We start from the raw sequence: 10,302 nt of genomic DNA, 5'->3' as shown, positions 1-10,302 counted from the left end.
CCGCGGGGGCCCCCGCCCCCCCCGGGGCCCGCCCCCCCCGGCGTGTTCGTGTCAGCCGGCCAGCACGACGGTCGTCACCGCCGGCTGCGGCGGGGCGGAGTCCGATCCGCCGGCCGGCGCCACGGCCCCGGCGAGCCGGCGGTGCTCCTGCGGGGTCAGGCCGCGCACCCGCTTGAACGCGGTGCTGAGCGCGAACGCGTCGCTGTAGCCGACCCGGCGGGCCACCCAGGCGATCGTGTGCCCGGGGTCGCGCAGCAGGTCGGCGGCGGTCGCCAGGCGCCGGTTCGCCAGATAGGCCATCGGCGGCTCGCCGACCAGCGAGGTGAACCGGCGGGCCAGCCCGGCGCGGGAGACCCCGACCTCCGCCGCCAGCCCGGCGACCGTCCACGCCCGGGCGGGGTCGTCGTGCAGCAGGCGCAGCGCCGGTCCGACCACCTCGTCGTGCTCGGCCCGCAGCCAGGCGGGCGCGCCGCCGTCCGGGGAGGAGAGCCAGCCGCGCAGCGCGCCGACCACGAGCAGGTCCAGCAGCCGGTCCAGCATCACCTCCTGGCCGGGCTCGGCGCGGGTGACCTCGGCGGCCAGCAGGCGGACCAGGGTGTCCTCGGTGGTGTTCACCCCGGCGGGGCGGACCAGCAGGGTCGGCAGGTGGGCGAGCAGCCGGCGGCCGATCTCGTGCTCCTCCTGGTACGTCCCGGTGAGCAGGACCGAGGGCTGCTCGTCACCGGGCCGGGTCTCGCCCCAGGTCCGGAGGCCGAGGGCCATCTCGGTGGCGACGCTGACGCCGTCGCGCGAGCAGACCTGGCCGGGGCCGATCACGATCTCGGCCGCCTCCCCCGGGGCCGGCGGGGCGAGCACGGCGCCGGCGGTGGGGACACCGGCGGGGCCGGCAGGGCCGGCGGGGAGGCCGTCGGTGCCGCCGTCGGTGAGGCGGTACGCGTCGGGCCCGCGCAGCAGCGCGAGGTCACCGGGCCGGACCAGCACCGGATCCCCGCCGTCGGGCCGGATCCAGGCCGCGCCCTGCAGCACGGTGATCACCGACAGCGGCGCGCGGTCCTCGATCCGCAGGGACCACGGGGCGCTGAGGACGGAACGCAGCAGGAACGCGCCACGGGCCTTGGGGCCGTCGAGCAGCCCGGTCAGGGTGTCCATGAGGATCAAGCCTAGACGGAGGGCGCGGGTTGATCACACGTCAGTCCGGTGGACCGGACCGGTCAGCGGGACGCGGGGCGGCGGTGCAGCAGGAGGGCGCGGGAGAGGGCGACGACGGCGGCCGTGCAGAGCAGGGTGCGGCCGATGTTCGCGGTGGTCCAGACGGAGTCGAACGCGGCGCGCGCGGCCGTGGTGTCCATGCCCCCGGCGGGGTCCCCGGCCTGCGCCAGCCGGTCGTTGAGCGGGACGTTGACCACCGCGGTGACCACCACGGCGGCGGTGTAGAGCAGGGTCGCGACGGCCGTCCAGAGCGCGGCGGCGGACTGTCCCGAGCGGCGCAGCAGCCAGGTGCCCACGGCCGGCACCACGAGGGCCCCGAGGAAGACCGCGCCGAACACCGGGTTGGTGATCGCGGTGTTGATGTTCTGCATCGCGGTGACGTAGGTGCGGTCGTCGCCGGCGGCGAGGCCGGGCATGACGGCGACGTCGAAGGCGAAGAGGAGGCCGGAGATCAGGCCCATGGCTGCGGTGGCGGCCACCAGCACCGGGCCGGTGGCGCGGGAGGCGCCGGTGGTCGGCGCAGCGGTGGCCGCGGCGGCGGCGTTCACACGGGTCGGGGCGGCGGCGGGCACGGGGACTCCTCGGGGGGTGTGGTGAGGACTACGGGTGGGGGTGCCATCAGGACTACGGCCGGGAGCGGCGGACCGGCGGGCGGCGGCCCGGGGATCGCGGTGGGATCCCCGGACCGGGCCGGGACCGGGCTGCGGAGGAACCGGGCGGGCCCGGGGCCGGCTCAGGTGTTCCAGACACCCGACGCGGCGGCGGCGCGCGCGTAGTCCACGAAGTCGCGCGGCGGGCGGCCGAGCGCCCGCTGGACCCCGTCCGCCAGGAAGGCGTTGCGGCCGTCCAGGATCATCGTGAACAGGTCCGCGAACTCGCCGGGCAGGCCGATCCCGGCCAGGACCTCGCGGAACTCGTCCGGGGTGACCGCCCTGTGGCGGATCTCCCGCCCGGACGCCGCGGAGAGTTCGGCGGCGACGTCGGCGAAGGAGAGCAGGCGCGGTCCGGTCAGCTCGTAGACCTGGCCGTGGTGGCCGTCCTCGGTGAGCGCCGCCACCGCCACGTCGGCGATGTCGTCCACGTCGACGAACGGCTCGTCCGCGACCCCGGCCGGCAGCGCCAGTTCGCCGGCCAGGACGGCCTCCAGGAGGAAGCTCTCGGAGAAGTTCTGGTTGAACCAGGCGCACCGGACGACGGACCAGCCGGTGCCGGCCCCGGCGACGGCCTCCTCGGCTGCCTGGGCGGCCTCCTCGCCGCGGCCGGACAGCAGGACCAGTCGCTCGACCCCTGCCTTGGCAGCCCGGCGGGAGAAGGCCCCGACCGTCTCGACCGCGCCGGGGAACGCGAGGTCCGGGTAGTAGGCCAGGTAGGCGGCGGTGACGCCGTCGAGTGCCGCGTCCCAGGTCGACTCGTCGCTCCAGTCGAACGGGACCGGAGCGGTGCGCGAGCCGATCCGGGCGGTGTGGCCGAGGGCCGTCAGGCGGTCGGCGACGCGTCGGCCGGTCTTGCCGGTGCCGCCGGTCACCAGCACCGTGGTGCCGGAGGTGGTGGGGGCGGTGGGGGTGGTGGTCTGCGTGTTCTTGGTGTCTTCGCTCATGGCCATCAGTCAACTCCGCTCGGAAGCGACGGAACATGGCCGCCGGTCTCAGTCGCATGTGCGCGCGTCTACGCCCCTCCCGCACCGTGCGCCCCGCCCGCACCGGCCTCCCGTGCCCCGGTGCCCCTGGCTCCTCCGTTCCCCAGGTGTCCCGGGACCGGCCGGCGTCCGGTCCCGGGGCACCTGGGGGCGGTGTCAGCCGGCCGCCGGGCGGGTGGCGGTGACCACGGTGGCGTCGAGGTCGTCGTCGAACGCGAGGGCGGCGGTCAGACCGGCGGCGGTGACCACGTCGAGGGCGGTCGCCGCCTGGCGGTCGCTGGTCTCGAACAGCAGCGTGCCGCCCGGGGCCAGCCAGTGCGGGGCGTCCGCCGCCACCCGGCGCAGCACGTCGAGCCCGTCGGTGCCGCCGTCGAGCGCGGGCCGGGCCTCGTGCAACCGGGCCTCGGCCGGGAGGAGTTCGACGTCGGCGGTGGGCACGTACGGGACGTTGGCGAGCAGGACGTCCACCCGGCCGCGCAGGTCGGTCGGCAGCGCCTCGAAGAGATCGCCCTCGTACACCTCGGCCCCGGCCGCGGCGAGGTTGCGGCGGGCGCAGCGGACGGCCGCCGGATCGAGGTCGGCGGCGTGGAGGGTGACGGGGCGGCCCGCCGAGGCGGCCAGCGCCGCCCCGAGGGCGCCGCTGCCGCAGCAGAGGTCGACCACCAGCGCGTCCTCGCCGGTCAGTGCGGGGGCGGTCAGTGCGACGGCGGTGCGGACCAGGAACTCGCTGCGCCGCCGGGGCACGAACACGCCCGGGTCGACGGCGATCCGCAGATCCGCGAACTCGGCCCAGCCGACGACGTGTTCGAGCGGGCGGCCGGCGGCCCGGTCGCTGACCATCACGGCCAGTTCGGCGGCGGACCCGGCGGCGGCGAGCAGGATGCGCGCCTCGTCCTCGGCGAACACGCAGCCGGCGGCCCGGAGTCGGGCGGTCACGGACGAGCGCAGCGAGGCGGAGGAAACGACAGACAAGGAAACCCCTCGGAGAACAGGTGTGAGGACATCCGTCTCGGGGCTACCCGCGCATCCGTCGCCGTACGGCGACCTGCTCCACGTGGTACGGCCTGCGATGGTACTGCTAGGCGTACGACGCGGAGGCGTCGCGGTCACGGCCGGGGAGCACCCGTTCCGGCACAGCGGTCATGGGTCTCACCTCCCGTTCGAGCGCGTTCTTCTGCGGCGCCCGCCACCCTACCCCATGCGGGGGGCCGCCACCGCGGGACCGGATCCGCCGGGAGGACCGGCGGGGCATGCCCGGGAAGGGCACGAACCGTCGCGTGCCGCCCGGGCCGGATCCCCGGGGTCGCGCCGGCCTGTTCCCGCCCCGGTCCGGCAGCTGCCGGTGCCTCCCGACGACTCCTGCTGCCTCCCGGTGGCTCCCGGTGCCGGGACCGGCCGGCGCTCCGGACCTCCTCGCACGGACCGCACGGAACCGGCCCTCTGGCGGTGGCCGCCCCGGGCTGGTACGCAGAGTCCATGACGATCCCTCGGCAACCCGAAGCCGTCCTGTGCGACGTCGACGGTGTGATCCGCTTCGTCGACCACGGCGAGGTGCGGCGTCTGGAAGAGGAGGCCGGGCTGTCACCCGGCACCACCGCCGCGGTGGCGTTCGCCGACGGCACGGCCCTGCGCCTGGTCCTCGGTGCGCTGACCCGGGACCAGTGGGCCACCGAGGTCGCCCACCGGCTGACGGCCGCGGTGCCGGCCGCCCGGGCCCGGGCGCTGGCCGCCGCGCTCACCCGGGCGCCCGCCCGCGTGGACGCGACCGTGGTGGGGATCCTGCGGAAGGCCCGGAAGCGGGTGCCGGTCCTCCTCGTCAGCAACGCCACGCTCTGGCTGGAGGAGGACCTCGCGGCGGCCGGGCTGGGCGACCTCGCCGAAGGCGCCGTCAACAGCGCCCGGGTCGGGGTGGCGAAGCCCGACCCGGAGATCTTCCACGTCGCGGCCCGCCGGGCCGGGGTCGCGCCGGACCGCTGCCTGTTCGTCGACGACGGCCCCGCGAACGTCGCGGCGGCGGCCCGGCTCGGCATGACGGCGGTGGACTTCCGGGAGCCGGCCGATCTGCGGCGGGCCCTCGCACCGCTCCTGGAGGAGTGACCGGACCGCGCCGCCCACCCCGGACACCCGCCCCGGACCTCGAGCGGCGGGTCGGCGGTGTGGAGCGGGCGGCAGGCGACGGGCAGGCAACGGGCAGGCGGCGGGTCGGCGGCCGGCGGGGCGGGATCAGACGCGTTCCTCGACCTCGACGATCCGGTCGATCCTCCGTTGCAGCGCGTCGGCCTGGGCGCGGGCCTCCCGGGCGGCGGCGTGCTCGCCGAGGAGGTCGAGCGCGACGGCCTTCTGACGGAGGTCCGCCACCTGCTGACGCATCGCCGGGAGATCGTAGGTGACGGCGGCCGAGGACATCCTGGCGGGCGCGCCCTCGGCGGGCGCCTCCTTCTCCGGCTGGACGGCGCAGACCGCCCCGCCGGACTGGCCGCCCAGGCCGAGTGCCCCGCCGAGCAGCGTGCCGAGGACCTGTCGGCAGACGGCGGCCTCCTGCGCGTTGTGCGGCCCCTCGGCGGCGGCGGGCCGGGCGACGACCAGTGGCGCGGCCACCAGCGGTGCGGCGAGGAGCAGGGCGGAACAGACCGCGCGGACGGCGGACTCGACGATCTTCATGACGACCCCTTCGGGTAGGCGATGGACGAGCCATTCCCTACCGGACGGGGAGGCCCGGCGGCCGGACGCTGCGCCGTTCGAGGGCGTGTCCGGAGCGTACGCGGGGCCGGGCGAGGGGAAGCGGACGGACGGACGCGGCGCACCGGGCCCCGGGCGGGGCGCCGACGGGGGCACGACCGGGGCACCGAACGGGCCGGACCGGACCGCCCCGGGGGTGGGCGGTCCGGTCCGGGCGGCGGGCGGCGGGTGCCGTGGAGCCGGCCCCCGGAAGCCAGCCCCGGGAGCCGCTCCGGGGGCGGTCAGTCCGACGCGCAGGAGGCACCCGGCGAGGCCAGGACCCGGGCGGCGCACCGGTGACCGCGGGCGGCGGCCTCACGCAGCCCGCCACCGGTGAGCCGGCCGTCGAGGAAGGCCGCCAGGAAGCCCGCCGCGAAGGCGTCGCCGGCCCCGGTGAGGTCGCGGACCTCGCCGACCGGCGGAACGGGCACCGTGAACGGCGCCTCCCCCGGCACGTCGATCGTGGTCGCCTCGGCACCGGACTTGGTGACCACCGTGGTGGCCGCCAGCCGGGCCCGGCCGGGGCCGGGGCGACCGTCGACCAGCAGTCCGAGGTACGCGGACTCCTCCCGGTTGGCGAACAGCAGGGTGGGCGCGAGATCGGCGGCGAGCGCGAGGAAGCGCTCGCGGCCGAACCGGTCGAGCATCCCGGTCGAGGACGCGTCCAGCGAGCTGGTGCCGCCGGCCGCGCGCACCCGCCGGAGTGCCTCGACCGCCGTGCTCCCGACCGGCTCGCCGTCGAACGAGTAGGCGGGCACGTGCAGGTGCGTCAGACCGTCCAGCCAGGCGTCCGGAACGCCCTCCAGCAGGGTGGCCGCACCTCGGTCGGGAAGCATGGTGCGCTCCCCCGCGTCGTCGATGAGCACCACGATGCTGCCCGTCCTGCCCCGGCGCGCCACCCGCACGTCGACGCCGTGGCCGGTCAGTTCGGCGACCAGCCCGTGCCCGGCCGGGTCGTCGCCGACGCAGCCGAGGAAGCGGGTCGGACACTGGCCGGCGGCGAAGGCCGCGACGTTGGCGGCGCTGCCGCCGCGCCGCCGGAACACCTGGGCGTCGGAGTCGGTGCCGTGTCTCAGCGGGCCGTCCACCCAGACGACGACGTCCTCCACGAGGTCACCGAGGACCCCGAGCACCGGTCAGGCCCCGTTCCGGGCGGCGGCCAGCGCGGTGGCGATCTCGCCGCCCAGCCGGACGTTGCCCCGGTACACCTCGACGTTCACCTCCAGGCTGCGGCCCTGGGTGTCGCGCTGGATGAAGTCGAGCAGGAACGGCGTCGAGGCGTTGCCGGTGACGCCCTGGCGCTCGGCCTCGGCCCAGGCGCGGGTGAGCAGCGCCTCCAGCTCCTGCGGCGGGAGCTGCCTGGCCGGGTCGACCGGGTTGGCGATCAGGACGGCCTGCGGCAGGCCGAGTCCGTCACGGGCGTCGATCACCCGGGCTGCCTCCTCGGGGGTGTCGACCCGGTAGGCGATCTCGTGGCCGGAGTCGGTGACGTAGAAGCCGGGGTACTGGCGCGTGCGGTAGCCGATGACCGGGATGTTGAGGGTCTCGAACCGCTCCAGGGTGGCCCGGATGTCGAGGATCGACTTGACCCCGGCGCTGATCACGGTGACCGGGGTGGCGGCCAGGGTGGTCAGGTCGGCGGACTCGTCGAAGCTCTCGGACGCCCCGAAGTGGACGCCGCCGAGGCCGCCGGTGGAGAAGACCCGGATGCCCGCCCGGTGGGCGAGGAAGGCGGTGGCGGCGACGGTGGTGCCGCCGTGCCGGCCGAGCGCGGCGACCACCGGCAGGTCGCGGAGGCTGGCCTTGTCCAGGTCGTCGGTCCCGGAGAGTTCGCTGATCTGGTCGGTGGAGAGGCCGACCGTCGGCACGCCGGCGTAGACGCCGATGGTCGCGGGGACGACGCCGGTGGCCCGCAGCCGCTCCTCCGCCTCCAGGGCGACCTCCAGGTTGCGGGGCCGGGGCAGCCCGTGCGTGAAGATGGTCGACTCCAGCGCGACGACGGGGGTCCCGGCGGCGACGGCCTCGGTGACCTCGTCGGAGATACGGATGGGCAGTCCGGTCATGGCAGAGGCTCTCTCTCGGGGGCCGTTGCCACCACGGTGTGGCAGCGGTGTCCTCAGCCTAGGGAGGGGTCACATCGGGATCCAGAATGAGTCCTGGGCCATCTCATAGACTCCCGGCTATGAGTCTCACGCTTCGCCAGCTGGAGGTCTTCCTCTCGGTGGCCGACACGCTGCACTTCGGCCGGGCCGCCGAACGCCTGCACATCTCGCAGCCGACGGTCAGCCAGGAGGTCGCCCGGTTGGAGCGGACCGTCGGCGTCCAGCTGTTCGACCGCAGCCGGCGGGCGGTCCGGCTCACCTCCGCCGGGGAGGTGATGGCCGCCGAGTCCGCCCGCCTCCTCGCCCAGGCCGACACCCTGCTCGCCCGGGTCCGGCTGCACGAGGAGACCCGGACGGGTACGGCCCGGATCGTCGCCTCCCCCACCGTGGTCAACCGGCTGCTGCCCGCCGTGGTCAGCCGGGCCGAGCGCGAGCTGCCCGACCTGCTCCTGGCCGAACTGTCCGTGGACACCGGCCGGGTGTCCCCGACGCTGGCCGCCGAACTGGCCGACATCGGCCTCGGCCGGTTCCTCGACGACGTGCCCGGCTACCGGCGCGAGCGGATCGCCGAGGAGCCGGTGCACATCGCCCTCAGCCGGGACCACCCGCTCGCCGGGCGCGCGTCCGTCCGGCTGGACGAGCTGGGCGACCTGCCGCTGCTGCTCTGGCCCCGCGAGCAGAACCCGCGCTACTACGACCACGTGCTCGCGCTCTGCGCCGAGCGCGGGGTCGAGCCGCCGGTGCTGGTCGGCCCGGCCCGGATCGTCGGCTCCCGGCTCTACCTGCTGGCGCAGAGCCGGGCGTTCTCGCTGTTCCCCGCCTCGATGACCGGCCACCTCACCGAGGACGTGGTCACCGTCCGGCTCACGGACCGGGCCACCCTGCCGCTGGAGCTCCAGTGGCGCCTGGACGACCGCCGGCCCGGACTCGCCGCGCTGCGCGAGCTGATCCGGGAGGAGGCGTCCGCGCTGGAGACCTGCTGAGCCGCGCGGACGCTCCCCCGCCGTCAGAACCTCAGGTACCAGCCCCTGATCGTGCCGGGGAAGTAGCCCCCGGTGTCGGTCACCCGCAGCCGCCAGACACCGTTCGCGGTGTGCCCGGAGGCGTCGACCCCGTAGAGGGCGACGAGGTCCGTGGCGATGTCGTAGTTGCCCGCCGCGTGGAGCAGGAAGGCCGCGCCGTCCGGCGCCACCACCTCGACGTTGAGGTCGCTCCGCCACCAGTAGCCGATGTCCACGCCGACGTCGAGATCGCGCGGCGCCTTCCCGGGCACGCCGGTGACGGTGATCGGGGCCTCGACCGTGCCGATCCCGTCGAACTCCACCGGGGCCGGGGCGGCGAACCTCGGACCGCGCGGCCGGTTCGGCACCGTCCCGGTGTAGAGCAGCCGGTCGGGCGAACCCGGACCCAGCTCGTAGAGCGAGTCGACGGTGGCCGCGCCGGTCAGCGCCGCGGTGACCTGCGCGGGCGTGGCGGTGCGGTGCGTCGACAGGTACAGCGCGGCGGCGCCGGCCGCGTGCGGGGCGGCCATCGAGGTGCCGGACATGGTGACGCCGATCCCCTCGAAGTCGATCACGTACCACACCGAGGTGACGTCCACGCCTGGTGCGTAGAGGTCCACCAGCGGGCCGTAGTTGGAGAACGACGCCTGCGCGTCGGCCGAGTCGGTCGCCCCGACCGTGATCGCCGTGGGCACCCGGGCGGGCGAGTGCTCGTTCGCGTCGACGGCCTGGTTGCCCGCCGCGACGGTGTAGGTCAGCCCGGCGGCGATCGAGCGGGCGACGGCCGCGTCCAGCACCGGATCCGGGTCGCTGCCCAGGCTCATGTTGACGACGGCCGGACGGGCGGCGTTCCGCGTCACCCAGTCGATGCCCGCCACGACCTGCTCGGTGGTGCCCTCGCCGTTGTCGTCCAGGACGCGCACCGCGACGACCTTCGCCGCCTTGGCGACGCCGAACGTGGTGCTGGCCACCGTCCCCGCGACGTGGGTGCCGTGGCCGTGGCCGTCGTCCGCCACCGCGTCGCCGTCCACCGCGTCGTAGCCGTGGGAGGCGCGGCCCCCGAACTCCTCCGAGGTGATCCGCACCCCGGTGTCGACGACGTAGACCGTCACGCCCGCCCCGGCCGTGTCCGGGTACGTGTAGCGGTCGTCGTACGGGAGCCGCCGCTGGTCGACCCGGTCCAGGCCCCAGGCCTCCGGGGAGGTCTGCTCCCCGTCGACCCGGACCCGGCGGTTCGCCGAGACCAGCGCCACCGACGGGTCGGCGGCCAGCCGGCGTGCCTGCCGCTCGGTCAGGTCCGCGGCGAAACCGTGCAGCGCCGCGTCGTAGGTGCGGCGGACGGTGCCCCCGTACGCCCGGGCCAGGGTGGCCGAGGCGTCCGCCACCTCGCCCGCGCCGGCCGCCGGACGGTCGCCCCCGGGATCCGACTTGAGCATGACGAGGTAGCTCCCGGGCAGGGCGTCCGGCGACCGGGCGCCCTGCACCACCCCCTCCGGCGCCGCCGCCGACGCGGGGAACACCCCTCCGGCACCGATCGCCAGCGCCGCGGCCGTTCCGAGAACCGCGAACACCCTGCGCAGTCGCCCTCCACCGTGCATGCCCGCCCGCCCCTCCGATGTCGAGTCCCCCGGACGAC

The 10,302-nt window shown here is 76.1% G+C and carries 10 protein-coding genes; 2 read left to right on the top strand and 8 right to left on the bottom strand.

Annotated elements, in window-relative coordinates; translation table 11 throughout:
• Nucleotides 1–51: 51 nt before the first annotated feature.
• The 4 genes from ACFWOG_RS19125 to ACFWOG_RS19110 form a co-directional block, all read right to left on the bottom strand.
• Entirely contained in the window at nt 52–1,149 is a 1,098-nt protein-coding gene (locus tag ACFWOG_RS19125; protein WP_329881012.1) for an AraC family transcriptional regulator, read from the bottom strand.
• Nucleotides 1,150–1,211: 62 nt separating this feature from the next.
• A complete protein-coding gene (locus ACFWOG_RS19120) occupies nt 1,212–1,781 on the bottom strand; it encodes an anthrone oxygenase family protein (protein WP_329881013.1) in 570 nt (189 codons plus the stop codon).
• Between the two features lie 161 nt (nt 1,782–1,942).
• Nucleotides 1,943–2,806, bottom strand: a complete 864-nt coding sequence (locus ACFWOG_RS19115; RefSeq protein ID WP_380359778.1) for an NmrA family transcriptional regulator — start codon at nt 2,804–2,806, stop codon at nt 1,943–1,945.
• A 195-nt stretch (nt 2,807–3,001) separates the two neighbouring features.
• Nucleotides 3,002–3,817, bottom strand: coding sequence for a putative protein N(5)-glutamine methyltransferase (locus ACFWOG_RS19110; RefSeq protein WP_380359776.1), 816 nt, complete (start codon nt 3,815–3,817; stop codon nt 3,002–3,004).
• Between the two features lie 504 nt (nt 3,818–4,321).
• Between ACFWOG_RS19110 and ACFWOG_RS19105 the strand changes: the two genes are divergently transcribed.
• Nucleotides 4,322–4,942 carry an HAD-IA family hydrolase gene (locus tag ACFWOG_RS19105; RefSeq protein WP_380359774.1) on the top strand — a complete coding sequence of 207 codons (621 nt, stop codon included), beginning with the start codon at nt 4,322–4,324 and terminating at the stop codon, nt 4,940–4,942.
• 126 nt (nt 4,943–5,068) lie between these two features.
• Here the strand turns inward: ACFWOG_RS19105 and ACFWOG_RS19100 are convergent, their stop codons facing one another.
• The 3 genes from ACFWOG_RS19100 to ACFWOG_RS19090 form a co-directional block, all read right to left on the bottom strand.
• Entirely contained in the window at nt 5,069–5,506 is a 438-nt protein-coding gene (locus ACFWOG_RS19100; protein WP_329881019.1) for a hypothetical protein, read from the bottom strand.
• A 299-nt stretch (nt 5,507–5,805) separates the two neighbouring features.
• On the bottom strand, nt 5,806–6,696 hold the full coding sequence (locus tag ACFWOG_RS19095; RefSeq protein ID WP_380359771.1) for a carbohydrate kinase family protein: 891 nt from the start codon (nt 6,694–6,696) through the stop codon (nt 5,806–5,808).
• 3 nt (nt 6,697–6,699) lie between these two features.
• Nucleotides 6,700–7,626: a pseudouridine-5'-phosphate glycosidase gene (locus tag ACFWOG_RS19090; protein ID WP_329952731.1), complete on the bottom strand. Its 927-nt coding sequence runs from the start codon at nt 7,624–7,626 to the stop codon at nt 6,700–6,702.
• A gap of 119 nt (nt 7,627–7,745) precedes the next feature.
• Between ACFWOG_RS19090 and ACFWOG_RS19085 the strand changes: the two genes are divergently transcribed.
• Nucleotides 7,746–8,648 carry a LysR substrate-binding domain-containing protein gene (locus ACFWOG_RS19085; protein WP_329952732.1) on the top strand — a complete coding sequence of 301 codons (903 nt, stop codon included), beginning with the start codon at nt 7,746–7,748 and terminating at the stop codon, nt 8,646–8,648.
• Between the two features lie 23 nt (nt 8,649–8,671).
• Here the strand turns inward: ACFWOG_RS19085 and ACFWOG_RS19080 are convergent, their stop codons facing one another.
• On the bottom strand, nt 8,672–10,264 hold the full coding sequence (locus ACFWOG_RS19080; RefSeq protein ID WP_380359769.1) for a S8 family serine peptidase: 1,593 nt from the start codon (nt 10,262–10,264) through the stop codon (nt 8,672–8,674).
• Nucleotides 10,265–10,302: the final 38 nt, after the last annotated feature.

Source organism: Kitasatospora sp. NPDC058406, assembly GCF_042722765.1.
In the GTDB taxonomy this organism is placed as follows: Bacteria; Actinomycetota; Actinomycetes; order Streptomycetales; family Streptomycetaceae; genus Kitasatospora.
Note: the sequence above shows the minus strand (reverse complement) of the source record. Positions and strands in the feature narration are given on the sequence as shown.